The organism is Paraburkholderia sp. D15 (assembly GCF_029910215.1).
In the GTDB taxonomy this organism is placed as follows: Bacteria; Pseudomonadota; Gammaproteobacteria; order Burkholderiales; family Burkholderiaceae; genus Paraburkholderia.
Genome location: NZ_CP110396.1, coordinates 3110463 through 3127139, shown reverse-complemented (window position 1 = coordinate 3127139; position 16677 = coordinate 3110463). Strand labels below are relative to the sequence as shown.

The 16677-nt window shown below is 67.4% G+C and carries 12 protein-coding genes; 8 read left to right on the top strand and 4 right to left on the bottom strand.

The genetic code is table 11. The features are described 5' to 3' along the window. The first annotated feature begins 174 nt into the window (after positions 1-174). From LFL96_RS33680 to cobJ, 4 genes are read left to right on the top strand one after another with little or no spacing between them, the layout of a single operon-like run. Positions 175-1782: an oxidoreductase gene (locus tag LFL96_RS33680; protein WP_281003928.1), complete on the top strand. Its 1608-nt coding sequence runs from the start codon at positions 175-177 to the stop codon at positions 1780-1782. Next, positions 1775-2401, top strand: coding sequence for a precorrin-8X methylmutase (locus LFL96_RS33675; protein WP_281002217.1), 627 nt, complete (start codon positions 1775-1777; stop codon positions 2399-2401). The genes LFL96_RS33680 and LFL96_RS33675 overlap by 8 nt, the downstream gene beginning before the upstream one ends. Continuing rightward, on the top strand, positions 2398-3132 hold the full coding sequence (locus LFL96_RS33670; protein WP_281002216.1) for a precorrin-2 C(20)-methyltransferase: 735 nt from the start codon (positions 2398-2400) through the stop codon (positions 3130-3132). Before LFL96_RS33675 ends, LFL96_RS33670 begins: the two co-directional genes overlap by 4 nt. Next, positions 3120-4907, top strand: a complete 1788-nt coding sequence (gene cobJ, locus LFL96_RS33665) for a precorrin-3B C(17)-methyltransferase (protein WP_281002215.1) — start codon at positions 3120-3122, stop codon at positions 4905-4907. Before LFL96_RS33670 ends, cobJ begins: the two co-directional genes overlap by 13 nt. Positions 4908-4913: 6 nt before the next feature. On the opposite strand, the gene LFL96_RS33660 is transcribed toward cobJ, so the two are convergent. Further along, entirely contained in the window at positions 4914-7547 is a 2634-nt protein-coding gene (locus tag LFL96_RS33660; RefSeq protein WP_281002214.1) for an AAA family ATPase, read from the bottom strand. Then, complete coding sequence (locus LFL96_RS33655) at positions 7544-8701, bottom strand: DNA repair exonuclease (RefSeq protein ID WP_281002213.1); 1158 nt, start codon at positions 8699-8701, stop codon at positions 7544-7546. The genes LFL96_RS33660 and LFL96_RS33655 overlap by 4 nt, the downstream gene beginning before the upstream one ends. A gap of 231 nt (positions 8702-8932) precedes the next feature. Between LFL96_RS33655 and LFL96_RS33650 the strand changes: the two genes are divergently transcribed. From LFL96_RS33650 to LFL96_RS33635, 4 genes are all read left to right on the top strand, one after another. Next, the gene (locus LFL96_RS33650; RefSeq protein ID WP_281002212.1) at positions 8933-10210 is read left to right on the top strand and encodes a DUF445 domain-containing protein; all 1278 of its coding nucleotides are present in this window, start codon (positions 8933-8935) and stop codon (positions 10208-10210) included. 188 nt (positions 10211-10398) lie between these two features. Continuing rightward, complete coding sequence (locus LFL96_RS33645) at positions 10399-12375, top strand: AI-2E family transporter (RefSeq protein WP_281002211.1); 1977 nt, start codon at positions 10399-10401, stop codon at positions 12373-12375. 314 nt (positions 12376-12689) lie between these two features. Further along, entirely contained in the window at positions 12690-14441 is a 1752-nt protein-coding gene (locus tag LFL96_RS33640; protein WP_281002210.1) for an FAD-dependent oxidoreductase, read from the top strand. Between the two features lie 40 nt (positions 14442-14481). Beyond that, positions 14482-14673 carry a hypothetical protein gene (locus LFL96_RS33635; protein WP_281002209.1) on the top strand — a complete coding sequence of 64 codons (192 nt, stop codon included), beginning with the start codon at positions 14482-14484 and terminating at the stop codon, positions 14671-14673. A 93-nt stretch (positions 14674-14766) separates the two neighbouring features. On the opposite strand, the gene LFL96_RS33630 is transcribed toward LFL96_RS33635, so the two are convergent. Both LFL96_RS33630 and LFL96_RS33625 read right to left on the bottom strand, forming a co-directional pair. Continuing rightward, positions 14767-15750, bottom strand: a complete 984-nt coding sequence (locus LFL96_RS33630; protein WP_281002208.1) for a 2-dehydropantoate 2-reductase — start codon at positions 15748-15750, stop codon at positions 14767-14769. A gap of 86 nt (positions 15751-15836) precedes the next feature. Continuing rightward, entirely contained in the window at positions 15837-16628 is a 792-nt protein-coding gene (locus tag LFL96_RS33625) for a class II aldolase/adducin family protein (RefSeq protein WP_281002207.1), read from the bottom strand. Between the last annotated feature and the right edge of the window lie 49 nt (positions 16629-16677).

Below are 16677 nucleotides of genomic sequence, written 5' to 3'. Positions count from 1 at the left end.
GCAGCAATGCCTCGTCACATCGGGCTTGCTCGGGCCGCCGCGCGACGCTCAACCGGTGTCCGTCCCTTGAAGCAAGCTTCGCCCCTTTCCACAACCGTCCACGCTGGTGCTGGCCGTGATGTCGCCGTTGGCAGTCCGGTGCCGGCCGCCGCGCACCCGGCCGTCGGCGACCCGATGCCGGCCGGCGCGCACGCTGCCGGCGGCGCGCGGGCTTCGGCCTGCCCGGGGCTGCTGCGCATCGTTGCCGCGAAAGACGGCGGGCTGTGCCGGATCAAACTGCCTGGCGGCGCATTGAGCGCCGCGCAAGCCCACGCCATTGCCGATGCCTGCACGCGTTACGCCGCCGGTGCGATCGAGGTGACCAATCGCGCGAATCTGCAGGTGCGGGGCGTGCGCGCGGGTCAGGAACAAGCGTTGATCGATGCGTTGGTGAAGGCGGGATTGGGGCCCATGCGGCCGCTGCGGGACGCGACGGATTCGTGCGATGCGGGCACGGCAGCGGCCAGCGTCGACGCGGCCAGCGCCATCGCTGCCGACGACATTCGTAACGTGATGATCAGCCCCGTCGCCGGACGCGATCCCTCGGCGTTGTTCGATACGACGCCGCTGTGCGCCGACCTGCTGACCTTGCTGCAGAACGAACCGCGCTTCGCCGCGCTGTCGCCGAAATTCGCGCTGCTGCTGGATGGCGGCGAACGCCTGGCGCGAATCGATCATCCGCATGATGTGTGGCTCGCGGCGATACCGGCAGACGATGGCGTGCGGTTCGTGTTCGGGCTGGCCGGTTGTCCGCCGGAGGCGGTGGGTTCGGACGCACAGGACCCGACAGTGCAAAGCGCAGTTTCAGCGTTGGCGACAGCATCGCCCTCGGCGCTGCCCACCACGCCCACCGCCTCACACATCCCGCACATCCCACACATCCCACACATCCCGCGTCACACGAACCGAAACGAGCGCAGCATCGCCCTGGCCGCCGTCTCCCCCGGCCAGGTCCCCACGTTGATTCGCGCGTTGCTGCACACGTTCCTCGACCTCGCCGCAAGCGACGCCACCCGCATGCGCGACCTGCTCGCCACGCACTCCGTCGACGCGATCCTGCATCACGCGCAACGCCACGCCGATTTCCCGCTCACGCGCGACATCGCCTTGACCCACTGGCGACGCAGCGTCCCCGCCGACGCCATGCTCCGGCTCGGCGCCCACCCGCAACGCCCGCCCGGCATCTGGCACGCAGGGGGCCAGCCGCCGCTCGGCCGCCTGAGCGCCGACGCGCTGCGCGGCCTCGCCGAACTCGCGCAACGTCACAACCACGGCACCTTACGCATGACGCCATGGCAAAGCGTGTTGCTGCCCGACATCTCGACCGATGCCGTGCCCGCGGTGCTCGACGGTCTGAACGCGCTCGGCCTTGCAACCCGCATCGCGGACCCGATCGCGCGCCTGATCGCCTGCGCGGGTTCGAGCGGCTGCGCGAAAAGCCTCGCCGACACCAAGGCGGACGCACTGCAACTCGCGTCGCATGTGCCCGCGCACGTCGAATTGCATCTCAGCGGCTGCCCGCGTTCCTGCGCGGCCGCGCATTGCGCGCCCTACACGCTGCTGGCCAGCGCACCCAGTGTCTACGACCTGTACCGGCGCGATGGCCAACAAGGCTTCGGCCAATGCATCGCCCAACGGCTGACGCCAGCCGAAGCCGCCGGCGCGCTGGCCAGCATCGACCATGACCGCCCTCACCCCACACCGCCCCGCGCGCCTCAACCGACCGACACCACACATGCTTGACTACATTCGCGACGGCCAGGAAATCTATCGCCAATCCTTCGCGACGATCCGCGCGGAGGCCGACCTCTCGCGCATCCCCGCCGATCTCGACAAACTCGCGGTGCGCGTGATCCACGCGTGCGGCATGGTCGATATCGTCGACGCGCTGCGCTTCTCGCCGGGCGCGGGCGCGGCGGGCCGCCATGCGCTCGCGCACGGCGCGCCGATCCTGTGCGACGCCGGCATGGTCGCGCAAGGCATCACGCGCGCGCGGCTGCCCGCGAACAACGAGGTGATCTGCACGCTTACGCATCCGGACGTGCCGTCGCTCGCGCGCGAACTCGGCAATACGCGCTCGGCCACCGCGCTCGAATTGTGGCGTCCGCATCTGGAAGGCAGCGTCGTCGTGATCGGCAATGCGCCGACCGCGCTGTTCCATCTGCTCGACATGCTCGATGACGGCGCACCCAAACCGGCGCTGATTCTCGGCTTCCCGGTCGGCTTCGTCGGCGCGGCGGAGTCGAAAGCCATGCTCGCCGACGATAGCCGCGGCGTGCCCTACGTGATCGTCGAAGGCCGGCGCGGCGGCAGCGCGATGGCGGCCGCCGCGGTCAACGCACTCGCCACGGAGGTCGAATGACGACGCCGCGAGGACGTCTGTTCGGCCTCGGCGTCGGCCCCGGCGACCCCGAACTCATCACGCTCAAGGCGCTGCGTCTGCTGAAGGCCGCGCCGGTGGTCGCGTATTTCGTCGCCAAGGGCAAGAAAGGCAACGCCTTCAGCATCATCGAAGGGCATCTGCACGACACGCAGCAGCATCTGCCGCTCGTCTATCCGGTCACGACCGAGGCGCTCGAACCGCCGCTCTCGTATGAGGCGATCATCGCCGACTTCTACGACGGCGCGGCGCAGGTGGTGGCGGGGCATCTCGACGCGGGCCGCGACGTCGCGGTGATCTGCGAGGGCGATCCGTTCTTCTACGGCTCGTACATGTATCTGCACGACCGTCTCGCGCCGCTTTACGAGAGCGATGTGGTGCCCGGCGTGTGCTCGATGCTCGGCGGCGCGGCCGTGCTCGGCGCGCCGCTGGTGTATCGCAATCAAAGTCTTTCGGTGCTGTCCGGCGTGTTGCCCGAAGCCGATTTGCGCCGCCGTCTCGCGGATGCCGACGCCGCCGTCGTGATGAAGCTCGGCCGCAATTTCGACAAGGTGCGGCGCGTGCTCGTCGAGCTTGGTCTGGCGGATCGCGCGCTGTATGTCGAACGCGCGACGATGGGCAATCAGCGCATCGTCCCGCTCGCCGACGTCGATCCGATGGCGTCGCCGTATTTTTCGTTGCTGGTCGTGCCGGGGGAAAAATGGCACGGATGAACACGCCGCCCGCCATCGTGATTCTCGGCGCGGGCGCGCTGGACAGCGCGCGGCGCATTCAGGCGCGGTATCCCGGCAGCCTCGTGCATGCGCTGCAAGGGCGTGTGCAAGCCGATGTCGCCTACGCCGAACTCGGCGCGCAATTGCGCGATCTGTACGCGAGCGGCACGCCGATCGTCGCGCTGTGCGCGGCGGGCATCGTGATCCGCTGCGTCGCGCCGCTGCTGACGAACAAGGGCGTCGAACCGCCGGTGCTGGCCGTCGCCGAGGACGGCAGCGCGGTCGTACCGCTGCTCGGCGGACTCGCCGGCGTCAACGTGATGGCGCGCGAGATCGCCGCCGCGTTCGACGTGCCGCCCGCGATCACCACGAGCGGCGAATTGCGCTTCGGCACCTGCGTGCTGAATCCGCCGGACGGCTACGTACTCGCGGATCTCGGCCAGGGCAAGCGCTTCGTGTCGGATCTGCTGGCGGGTGAGCGCACGCGTATCGAAGGCGAAGCGCCGTGGCTCGACGACGCGCAGTTGCCGCGCTCGGATTCGGCACGGCTCGCGATTCGTGTGACGCCCCGCGCGTGGGATGGACGTGCCGACGAGCTGGTGATTCATCCGCGTAGTGTGGTGGCGGCGGTGGTGGGTGTGGGTGCAACGGGTACTGAGGGTACTAAGGATGCTGCCGGGTCCGCCGCCGAGGCGATCGTGGCGACCGTACGCGCCGCGTTGAACGCCCACGGCCTCGCGGCGTTGTCGCTTGCCGCGCTGCTCGCCCCAGCCGGCCGCATGACGGACTCCGCGCTCGCCGAAGCCGCCGCGACGCTGAACGCGCCGCTACGCTTCGCGCGTCCCCGTCCCGAGGACGGCGAGCCGCCCAGCAGCCTGCTGCATGCCGCGCTGCGCATCCCGTACCAAACGCTGCACGACGATGCGCAAGCCGGCATTGCCCTGGCGCTGTCCGCGCTGGCCGTCGACGCGAACACGATCGGCATCGCGCGCGGCCGTCTGACGGTGATCGGCCTCGGCCCCGGCCGCGCCGATCTGATGGTGCCGGCTGCGCGCCGTGCGCTCGCCGAAGCGACCGACGTTCTCGGCTACGACACCTACGTGAAGATGGCCGGTCCATTCCGCGCCGGCCAGCGCGTGCATGGCACCGACAATCGCGAGGAACTGCAACGCGCGCGTCACGCGTTCGAGCTGGCGAGCGCGGGCGGCTCGGTGGTGATGGTGTCGTCGGGCGACCCCGGCGTGTTCGCGATGGCCGCGGCCGTCCTCGAAGCGCTCGAAGCCGCCGGCGACGCTGACGACGCCTGGTCCGCCGTCGAGCTGAACATCGTGCCGGGCGTATCGGCCGCGCTCGCGACCGCCGCGCAGGCGGGCGCGCCGCTGGGTCACGACTTCTGCATGCTGTCGCTGTCGGACAATCTGAAGCCGTGGAGCGTGATCGAGACACGTCTGCGCCATGCCGCCGAGGCGGATCTGGTGATGGCGTTCTACAACCCGATCTCGCGCGCGCGTCCGTGGCAACTGGACAAGGCGCTCGACATCGTGCGCGGCTACCGCAGCGCCGCGACCGAAGTGGTGCTGGGGCGCGATATCGGCAGACCGGGCGGCACGCTGCGCACGCTGACGCTCGGCGAACTGCGCTCGGACGACGTGGATATGCGCACGATGGTGATCGTCGGTTCGTCGACCACGCGACGATTTTCGACGGGCGCGGCGGGCGGCGATTGGGTCTATACGCCGAGGTGGTATGCCGCCCCGGACGTATCGCGTCGCTAGCTCACGCTAAGCGGCCAGCGCCGCCGCCTTCAGATCGTCGATCGACCGCTGCCGCACGCCGAGGTCGTCCCACAACTCCGGGTGACACGTGAACACCAGAATCTGATGCCGTGTCGCCGCATCGAGCAATGCGCGCTTGATCGCGTCGCGACGCGCGGCGTCGGTGTGCACGGCCGCGTCGTCGAGCATCAGCAGCGTGGGGCGGCCCGAGGCCTTCAGCAGGTCCGCGTACGCGAGCCGCGTCAGGATGCCGAGTTGTTCGCGCGTGCCGAAGCTCAGTGCGTCGAGCGTATCCGCGCGGCCGTAACGGTCGAGCGTGGCGGGACTCAGATCGTCGCCGAGCGCGATCGTCGATTGTGGAAAAATCCGCCGCAGGTAGTGCCCAAGGCGTTCGGTCAACGGCGCGCGCAGTTGCGCGACCGCTGCGTCGCGTTCGTCGACCAGCACCTCGTCGAGCAGACTCAGCGCGCCGGCCCGCAAACTCAATTCGTCCTTGCGACGGCTCGCCTGTTCGACGCGCGCCTCGATCACCGCAAGCCGTTCACCGAGCCCCGACGCGCCGACGGTTTCCAACTGACTGCGCAATTGCGCGATCCGCACCTGACGCTCGTGCTGCTCGCGACGCGCCAGTTCCGCCGACGTGCGATACCGCGTCGCCTCGGCGGCCGGATCGTCGAGACGCGCATCCTGCAACTCGCGTTCGCGAGCCGCCTGCTGCGTCTTCAACGCATCGACCTGCACGCGTTGTTCGACGATCCGGGTCTGCCATTTCGCGCGGTCCGCGCGGAACGTCTCGTCGTTCAGTTGCGCTTCCTTGCGCTGCAACTGCGCGGCCAGCGATTCGACATTCGCCACGCCGGTGGTCTTTTTTTCCGCCGCCGCGCCCAGCACCTTGCGCGCGGCGTCCAGCGCGTCGCGGGCGATCTCGGCGTCGCGGCGCGCGTCGTCGAGCGGCAGCGCGCCTGATACGTCCGGCAGACTCTTCAACCGTTCATTCGACGCCTGCCACCGGGCGTCCACCGAGGCCAACGCGGCGCGCAACGTATCGATACCTTGCGGCGCGTGCGCGCTCAACATCGTCGCGTAACTCTTCTGCTGCGCGACCAGCGCCTTCCATTGTTCGAGCCTCGCCTCGCCCTCGCCGAGCGACGCGACGCCGAGCGTCTGCAAGGCCTGTGCGTAATGGGCGTCGAGCGACGCCAGTTCGGCGCGTTGCGCGGACAGATCCGACACGCCCGGAATCACCCGCAATTCGCCGAGTTCGCCAAGGCCAATGCGTTTCTCTTCATCGACGCGCAGCACGCCTTCGCCGCTGACCTTCGCATCGTCGATGGTGATCGCGCCGTTCAAGCGATACTCGATGCGCGTCATCGCCGCGTCGGTCCGCGCGCGCAGCACGGTCCGTTCGCTGTCGAGTTTCGCGAGCCGCTTGAGCATCGCCTCGTCGATTTCGACCGATGCGGCTTCACGCGTCGCTTTCAGCACCGCGTCGTTGGCGGCGGCCGCCGCGCCGATCGCGTCGTCGAGCCGCTTGCGTTCGGTGTCGTGCAGGCCGATCTGGCTGCGCAGATCGGCCGCCGTCACCGCCGCGTTCGCGAGTTCGAGCGCGCGGCCGGCCGCGCTCGCGGCCTGCTCCAGTTGCGCGGACTTCGCGACCGCGTCGTCGTAGTCGGCCTGCGCCGCCGCGACAGCGGCCCGCTCCGCGTTGAGCTGCTGGCGCTCGCGGGCGACCGCCGCTTCCCGCTCCACCGCATCGCGTTCCTGCTGCAACGACAGTGCCAGTTGCGCCTCGCTCAACGCCACGGCCGTTTTCAGTTCCTTCAATCCGCGTTCGAGTTCCGCCGCGGCCTCGGCGCGCCGCTGCGCCGCCAGCGCCTTCTGCTCGTGCGCTTCCCACGGGCGCTTGCGCTCGACGTCGTCGAAGGTTTCCTGCTGGGTGGCGAGGCGCGCGATGTTCTCTTCGAACTGCAACCGCTGCTGTTGCAGTTCGTCGCGCTCCTCGATCAATTTGGCCAGCGTCTGTTCCGCTTCCGCCAGCGCGCCGGTGGACTTCTGCGTGCGCGCGGTGAGCAGCAGCCGGAGCTCGCGCTGCACGGCGGCGATCAGCGCATCCTCACCCGCCGATTCGCTGCCGCCCGACAACTGCGACAACGCATCGCGCAGATATTGCGCCGCATGTCCGGTCGAATCGCGCACGTCCTGGGTGTCGCCTTGTTGCACCCACAACAAACCGGGCACGCCCGCGTTCTCCGGCTTCAGCGGCCCACGCGCGGCGCGCGAAAAACCGAGCAATGCCGCGAGCTTGTCCTCGGCTTCGTCCTCGCCGAACACGCTCTGGCCGATCTTCAACTCGCAGCGCTGACGCGTGACGAACTGCTTCGACAGACGGCACGCGGCGCCATCGAGATCGAAACTGACCTCCACCGAAGGCTGCCCGCTCGCCTTGCCCCACGGCAGCAGATCCTTCAGATGCGACGCCTTGTAGCGCTCGAGAAACACCGCGCGCACGGCCTCGGCGATGGTGCTTTTGCCGGCCTCGTTCGGGCCGGTGAACAGATTCAGACCCGGCTGCAGATCGTCGATCACGATGCGGCCGGCGAACTGCTTGAATTCCTGAATTGCGATACTTTCCAGCTTCATGCGGACCTCGCTTCGCGCGGCAGTTCACGTTGAAAGCGCGCCAGAAGCAGTAACGCTTGCGCCGCGCGCTTGACCTGTTGCGGGTCGGATTGCGGGTCTTCCTGCAAGCCGCGCAGGCGGGCGACCACCTTCGCGAGATAGCCGCTTTGCGCGCCGAGTCCGGCGAGATCGTCGGCGGTCGGCAGTACCTGCAGGCCGCTGACATCGACACGCAGCGCACGCACGCGGGCGCGCGTTTCGTCGAGCGCAACGCGGATCGATTCGGCCTCCGCCAGCGCCGTCGTGCCGCCGACCGCGACACGCAGCACGTCGTCGTCGCCGAGTTCGGCGAGCCGCGCCTTGAGCGCGTCGACGTCGGTCGGCACGTCGATCGTCACGTCCCAGCGGTGCCACCGGTAACGGCCGACCCGCACGGGCTCGACGACCGGCGCGGCGCCCGCGTTGGCGTCGCTGCTCTCGCCGATCGTCACGTCGAGCACGAAGCCCGGTTCGTTGCCGCGAAAGCGGTCCTGCTCATGCGTGCCCGCGTACCACGTGCGTTCGTCGACCCGCAGATGGCCGTGCCAGTCGCCCAGCGCCAGATAGTCGAGGCGCGCGCTGACCGCGCGCGTGGGCGCGATCGGATTCGACGAGTCGATGCCGTCCTGCAGGATGCCGCCGACGCTGCCGTGCGCGAGCCCGACGCGACGATAGCCGTCCGGCGTTTCCGTCTGGTCGAAGAAACCGGTGGTGTCGTCGTAGGTGATGCGCTGGGTGAGCGGCGCGCACAGCAGCGCGCAGCGGCATGCATCCAGCAACACCACGCCGGGTTCGAGCACCACGCGCACGTTCGCCGCAATGCAGTTCAAGCGCTGCGCGCGCGTCCACACGCTCTCGACCAGCGCCGCGTCGTGATTGCCGGGCAGCATGATCCAGGGGCCGCTGAAGCCCTGCAGCGCGCCGAACAAACGGCGGATCACCGTGTCCGACACCGTTTGCAGATCGAACACGTCGCCCGCGACCAGCACCGCGTCCACCTTGCGCGCGGCGGCTTCGGCGGCGATGCGGCGCACGGTCTCGAAGCGCGCCTCGGCGAGATGCGTCGCCTCGTCCGGCTCGAACTGGCCGAACTGCGTGCCGATCTGCCAGTCCGCGGTGTGCAGAAACCTGATCACTGTGCCTCTCCCTTGCATTGGATTCGATGACCTCGCAGTCTAACCGCGGATGTTACCGTGCCGAGGCGCGAAAGCTAAGCCCGCGCCGGCGGTCATGCGTCGGCTCATGCGTCAATTCATGAGTTAGCCCACGCATTGGTCAATCCACGAGGCGCGGCGCTACACTCGCGTGTCGGAGCAGGCATCGGCATAACGATGCGCTCCGGCTCATTCAACCTCGCCTCGCCGCCGATGAATAAAGCAATCGAACTGAAGAAGGCCAAGCGGACGCCGTTACTGCTGTTGCTCGCGGCCGCCTGCGTTTTTGTCGTCACCGCGTTCATGCCGCGCGGCATCTGGGTGGACGGCATCAAGGCCGTGGCCGAAGCCGCGATGGTCGGCGCACTCGCCGACTGGTTCGCGGTGGCCGCGCTGTTTCGCCGCGTGCCGATTCCGGTGGTGTCCGCGCATACCGCGATCATTCCGCGCAACAAGCACAAGATCGCCGACAATCTCGCGGTGTTCGTGCAGGACAGGTTTCTCGACGTGCCTTCGCTGGTCGGGCTGATCAAGAAGCACGACCCGGCGCACAGCATCACCCGCTGGCTCACCGAGCCGGCCAATACCGCGCGTCTGGGCGACTACGTGGTCAAGCTCACCGGCGGCATTCTCGACGTGACCGACGACGTGCGCATCCAGAGCTTCATCAAGGACGCGCTGCGCGACGTGCTGGCCAGGGTCGATCTCTCGCAGTCGATGGGTTCGATCCTCGACACGCTGACCAGGGACGGCCGCCATCAGGAACTGCTCGACGCCGGCATCGAACAGGTGGTGGCGCTGCTGCGCGAAGAGCAGGCGCGCGAGTTCATCGCGGAGCGCATCGTCGAATGGGTCAAGGGCGAATACCCGAAGCTGGAGAAAATCCTGCCGTCCGCGTGGCTCGGCGAGAAAGGCGCGGAGGCGCTCGCCAACGCGGTCAACCGCATGCTGGAGCAGATCAGCGAAAACCCGGCGCACGCGTTGCGCGAGAAGTTCGACGAGGCCGCGCACAAGCTGATCGACAAGCTCAAGACCGACCCCGCGTTCCTGCAGAAGGGCGAGGACCTGAAGCGCTATCTGCTGGAAGGCGAAGCGCTCGGCGTGTATGTGAAGGACATGTGGGGCGAATTGCGCGCATGGCTCAAGCGCGACCTGCAACGCGCGGACTCGGCGCTGCATGCCCGCGTGATGGCGATGGGCCAGTGGGTCGGCCGCGAACTCGCGCACGATCCCGCGCTGCGGCAATCGTTGAACGATCATCTCGAAGACGCCGCGCGGACGATGGCGCCGGAATTCGCCGCGTTCCTCACGCGGCATATCAGCGATACGGTCAAGAACTGGGACTCGCGCGAGATGTCGCGGCAGATCGAGCTGAACATCGGCAAGGATCTGCAATACATTCGCATCAACGGGACGATCGTCGGCGGGTTTATCGGGTTGCTGCTGTATGCGAGTTCGCTGCTGTTCGACGTGCTGCGCTCGCACATCTAGCGTGATTTGAACGGATCGCAGCGGCGTTCGCGGGCTAACGAAGGGCCGCTCAAAGCGCCTACAATCCAGGCATGCGGATTGCTGTCGCGTGTTGCCCGCTTTGCAACCCGTCGCACCTCGTCGCATCCACCCGCGGCGGATATAAAACAACAGCGAACAATAGCGCTCCTCAACCGGAAAGTGTGCTCATGAAAATATCGTTGCCGCCGCCCCATGGGCCGCATGGGCGGCCGAATCGCGTCTACCCGCCGGGTACGCCGAGTCTGCATGGCCTCGCCTCGGTGATTACCGGCGTGGTGGTGGTCAGCGGGCTTTACTTCGGCCGCGCGGTGCTGATTCCGATCACGCTGTCGGTGCTGCTGAGCTTTCTGCTCGCGCCGCTCGTGCAGATGTTGCGCCGCTTGCATATGGGCCATCTGCCGTCGATCTTCATCGCCGTGCTGTTCGCCCTCGCCAGCCTGCTTGCGGTCGGCGCGCTGATCACCGCGCAGCTCGTGCAACTGGCCGGCGACCTGCCGCAGTACCAGGTGGCGATCGAACAGAAGATCGAGACCGTGCAGGAGAAGACCGTCGGCCGGGCCGATTCGCTGATGAGCCGGGCCGCCGCGACCTTGCAGCGGGTCGCGCCGTCCAAGCCGGCGCCGCCGCGTCTGACCGGCCGCGCCGCGCGCAATGCGCCGCCCGTGCCGACGCCGGTCGAAGTGCACGAACCCTCTCCTACCCCGATGCAACTCGCGCAGCGTGCGCTCTCGCCGGCCATCGCGCCGATCGAGACGACCTTCATCGTGCTGGTGGTGACGATCTTCATCCTGCTGCAGCGCGAGGATCTGCGCGACCGGCTGATCAGTCTGTTCGGCTCACGCGACCTGCATCGCACCACCACGGCGATCAACGACGCGGCCGTGCGCCTGAGCCGCTATTTCGTCGCGCAACTGGGCGTAAACCTCAGTGCGGGCGGCGTGATCGCGATCGGACTCGCGATCATCGGCGTGCCGGGCGCGTTGCTGTTCGGCGTGATCGCCGCGCTGCTGCGCTTCGTGCCGTATATCGGCATCTGGATCGCGGCGATCCTCGCGGTGTTTCTCGCCGCCGCGATCCAGCCGCAGTGGACCATGGCGGTTTATACGCTGATCCTGTTCATCGTTGTCGACGTGGTGGCCGGGCAGATCGCCGAGCCGCTGCTGTACGGGCATCGCTCGGGGCTGTCGCCGCTCGCGGTGGTGGTCGCGGCGATTTTCTGGAGCTGGCTGTGGGGGCCGATCGGCCTCGTGCTGTCCACGCCGTTGACCTTGTGCGTGGTCACGCTCGGCCGTTACGCCGATCGTCTGAACTTTCTGACCGTGCTGCTCGGCGACCAGCCCGCGCTCACGCCCGCGCAGAATTTCTATCAGCGGCTGCTCGCGGACGATCCGCACGAAGCGATCGTGCAGGCCGAGCGTCTGCTGCGCGAGATGTCGCTGCTCGACTACTACGACAAGGTCGCGCTCGAAGGGCTCAAGCTCGCGCGCAACGACGCGATGCGCGGCGTGCTGATGCCCGACCAGTTGCAGCGGATCAACGATGCGCTGGTCGATATCGTCGAGAACCTGGAGGTGGCCGACGGCGTGCCGGACCGCCTGTCGCGGCCGGACGCGGCGGACGGCGGCAATTTTCCGCCGATGCCCGGCGCACCGGCATCGGCCTCGGGCAATCCGTCGGAACGGCACGACAGCCACATCGCGGCGCATCCCCAACTGCGCCAGGGCGGCGAGAAAACCGCCGTGCTCTGCGTGCCCGGCCGCGGCGCGTTCGACGAGGTCACGACCGCCGTCGCCGTGCAACTGCTCGGCCGCCATGGCCTCGCGCCGATGATGGCCACGCACTCCGGCTACCGCAGCGCACGCGCCGACGAACCGAGCTTCAAGGACACGCCGATCATCTGCATCGTCTCGCTGGATGCGCCGGAATCGCCGCCGTATCTGCGCAACATGTTGCGCAGAACGCGCGAATGGCGGCCCCGCGCGACGCTGGTGGTCGGCGTCGGCGGAGCGCCGGAGGGAGGCATGGAAGCGGGCTCGACCAGCGCGACGCATACCGCGCCCACGTTCCGCGCGATGATCGAGGAATGTCAGGCGTCCAGCATGCAGCATGCGCGGCAGGTTTCGCATGTGGGTGGCGCGGACTGAGCGTGTCGCGTGGCCGTTCGTAGGCGCCGGTTCGTCGGTACCGGATGCATGAAGAGAACCGCGAGTCGTGTGAACGGCTCGCGGTTTTTTGTTGTCCGGCGCTGAAGCCGCGTTGGCGCGTTGGCGCGTTACTTTCAGGTCGCTGCTCGCCGGTTTCCCGCCGCGCGCTTGTACCCAAAATGAGGACAGCCTCGCGCGCGCCCTCCGTCATACTTGGCTATCGATTGACGCAGCCGTGGAGGGGTACTTCCGCCCTGCCCGTTGCCGCGCAATCATCAGCCTTGATACATCAGAACGCGCCAGGAGACACCGGCATGAGCCGCGATTTCAAACCCTATCCTTTTTCGCCGCGTCACTACGACGGCGTGCCGCCGCCGTTGATCGACGGACGCGACCCCGTGCGGCGCGCCGTGGCGATCGTCGGCGGCGGCCCCGTCGGTCTGACGCTGGCGCTCGCGCTGGCCCGTCAGGGCGTACGCTCGGTGCTGATCGAAGCCGACGACGGTGTCTGCACCGGCAGCCGCGCGATCTGCATCTCGCGGCGCAGTCTGGAGATTTTCAAACGGCTCGGCGTGCTGGACGGCTTCCTGCAAAAAGGCTTGCCGTGGACAGGCGGTCGCAGCTTCTATCGCGACATGGAGGTGTTCCGCTTTGCGATGCACCAGGACGACGAGCAATCGTTGCCGCCGATGATCAACATCGCGCAATACCAGATCGAACAGACTCTGCTCGACGAGGTCGAGCGGCACGCGGATCTGATCGACATCCGCTGGCAAACGCGGGTGACCGGGCTCGAACTGCACGGAAAAGAAGCGGACCGCGGCGCGGAAACCGATACAAGCGGCGCCACACTCTCGCTGCGCACCGGCGGCACGCCCTGGCATATGGACGCCGACTGGGTGATCGCCTGCGACGGCGGGCGCAGCACGATCCGCGAAGCGCTCGGCCTGAAGCTGACGGGCACCACGTACGAAGGCCGCTACGTGATCGTCGATATCGAACTGGACAGCGCTCGCGCCACTGAACGTCTCGCGTATTTCGATCCGCCGTCCAATCCCGGTTCGACCGTACTGGTGCACAAGCAGCCCGACAACGTCTGGCGGATCGACTACCAGTTGCGCGACGACGAAGACCCCAATGCCGCGATCGAGCCCGCCAACGTGATGCCGCGCGTGCAGAGCGTGCTCGACGCGATGGGCGAAACGGGCGCGTGGTCGCCAATCTGGATCACCCTCTACAAGGCCAATGCGCTGACGCTGGAGCGCTATCGACACGGCCCGGTGCTGTTCGCGGGCGACGCCGCGCATCTCGTGCCGATCTTCGGCGTGCGCGGCGCCAACTCGGGGATCGACGACGCCGACAACCTCGGCTGGAAACTCGGTTGCGTGATCAACGGTATCGCGTCGCCGGGGCTGCTCGACAGCTACAGCGACGAGCGTGTGTTCGCGGCGCGCGAGAACCTGAGCTACGGCATGAAGAGCACCGAGTTCATGGCGCCGCCATCGTTCGCGTTCGACCTGATGCGCAAGGCGGTGCTCGGTCTCGCGGCCGATCATGCCGCCGTGAGGCCGTTGATCAATCCGCGCCAGACGCATGCGATCGCGTACACGCAGTCGCCGCTGAACCGGGTTGCTTCGGACGCGTCAGCGCTGTTCAGCCAGGGCCCCGCGCCGGGCAGCGTGCTGCCCGAATGCCGGCTCGGCAAGCGCAATGGCGACGGCGTGGACATCGACATTCATCTCACGGATCTGCTCGGTCCCTGCTTCACCGCATTGCGTTTCGGCACCGCCGCGGACAGCGCCGATGCGTGGCGCGACGTGCAACGCACGCTTGCCGCGCGCGGCATGCCGTTCAACGCGATCACGCTGGTGAAAGGCGATTCGCCCGGGTCGCCCGATGAGATCGGCGTACCGGTACGCGATCGCACGGGCCGTCTGCATGACATGCTCGACGCCATGCCCGGCACCGTCTATCTGATTCGTCCCGACGGCCACGTGCTCGCGCGCTGGCGCGACGGCACCGCGCAGCAGGTCATGCACGCGCTGATCGCGGCGCTCAACGATTGAACGGCTTAAAGACCGAACGGAACCGCACAGGAGAACCCTCATGACCGACAGCGATCTCGATCTCGTCTACACGACGCTCTGCAAAACCCTCACGCGCGAAGGCGAAACCCAGACGCCGCTGTATCTCGCCCGGCTCGTCATGCTGTGCCTGACCGAACTCGACGATCCGCAACGCGGACTGGCGCTGATCGAAGCAGCGCGCTTGCCGGCGTCTGCCGCGATAACGGCCTGAACGCGGAAACACCATAAGCAAAAAACAGAAAGGCCGCCGTATCCTTCCGGAATTCCGCCCGGAATACGGCGGCCTTTCTTTTCACTGCATCGCTTACTGCTGCGGGTACAACCCCAACGTGCTCGCATGCAAACGCGCGAGACCCAGCAACGCATCCGTAAAAGGCGTCGGCACGTCCGTCATCTGTCCCAACTCACGCACGGCGGCCACCAGCGCATCGAGTTCGACTGCCTTGCCGGCCTGCACGTCCTGCAGCATCGAGGTTTTCATCGCGCCGAGCTTGAGCGTGACTTCGTGGCGGTCCGCCGGCGCCTGGTCGATCGGAATGCCGAAGCGGGCACCGATTTCCTTCGCCTCCAGCATGATGCTCGTGACGAAGTTGCGCACCAGTTCGTCGCGCAGAATCCGGTCGGTGGTCGCGCCGGTGAATGCGCTGATCGGATTCATCGTCATGTTGCCCCACAGCTTGTACCAGACGTCGCGCTGAATCTTCTCCGATGCCGATGCGTTGAAGCCCGCTGCCGCAAGTGTCGCGGTCAGCGCCGCGACGCGCTCGCTCGGCTGACCCGACGCCTCGCCGATAATCAAACCGTTGCCCTGATGATGACGGATCACGCCCGGCGAATCGATCAGACAACTGGCGTGCACCACGCAGCCGACCGTTTGCGCGCCCGGAATCGCCGCGGCAATCGCACCGTCGGGATCGATCGACTTCAGCCGCTTGCCCGCGAACGCCGCGCCGAGGCCGTCGCAAAACCACCAGGGCACACCGTTCATGGCCGTCAGCACGATGGTTTGCGCGTTCAATAGCGGCGCGATCCGCGCGGCCACCGACGCCATTGCCGGTCCCTTGACCGCGATCACGACCAGATCCTGCACGCCGAGTTCGGCGGGGTCGTCGCTGGCGTGGACTTGCACCGCCTGCGTCCGGCCGGCTTCGATCAGACGCAAGCCGTGCTCGCGCAGCGCCGCCAGCGTCGCGCCGCGCGCGACCACGCTGACGCCGTGACCGGCCTGCGCGAGCTTCACGCCCATCCAGCCGCCGATCGCGCCCGCGCCGTAAATCGCTACTTTCATCGTTCGAATCCTTATTGAGTGCGCTTATCGGGCACGCTTGCCGAGGCCGCTCCGCGACCTTCCTCGACGTGCACCGTTTCCGCGCGTCATTCCTTATAGCTCGCGTCGATGCGATCGACCTTCCGCACCAGCGCGTCGAACACGTCCTGCCCCGCGCCGTGACGCGGATCGAACTGCAACGAGTCGCGCGAGCAGCGGATCGCGACCGCTTCCGGCACGGGGCGCGCGCGGCCCATCGCGAAGGTCGCCATCTGGATCTCGCACGCGCGATTGAGCGTCCACAGCACCGCGAAAGTTTGCGGCAACGTGTGGCCCCACGCAAGCAAACCATGATTGCGCAGAATCACCGCCTGCCGGTCGCCGATATGTTCGAGCAATCGCGGGCCCTCTTCCGCATGCACGGTGATGCCCTCGAAGTCGTGATACGCAATGCGATCGTGCAATTGCGCGCTGTAGAAGTTGGTCTGCTGCAAACCGCCTTCGAGACAGGCGACCGCGACGCCCGCCGTGGTGTGCGTATGCATCACGCAGTGCGCGTCGGGCAAACCTTCGTGAATCGCCGCATGCACGACGAAACCCGCCGGATTCACCGGATACGGCGAACGGTCGAGCACGCGGCCTTGCGCGTCGATCTTCACGAGGTTGCTGGCGGTCACCTCGCTGTAGTGCAAGCCGAACGGATTGATCAGGAAGTGCCGCTCGTTACCGCTCACGCTCGCCGGCACGCGCAGCGTGATGTGGTTATAGATCATCTCGGTCCAGCCGAGCATGTCGAAGATGCGATAGCAGGCGGCGAGCTGCACGCGCGCCTGCCATTCGTCGGGATGCATCGCCGCATGCTTCGGTACGACGGCCGGTTCCATGTCGAGGGTGGTCATCAGGGTCTCCTTGTGATCTTTCGGTTTCGGCTTGCGTTTGCGTTTGCTT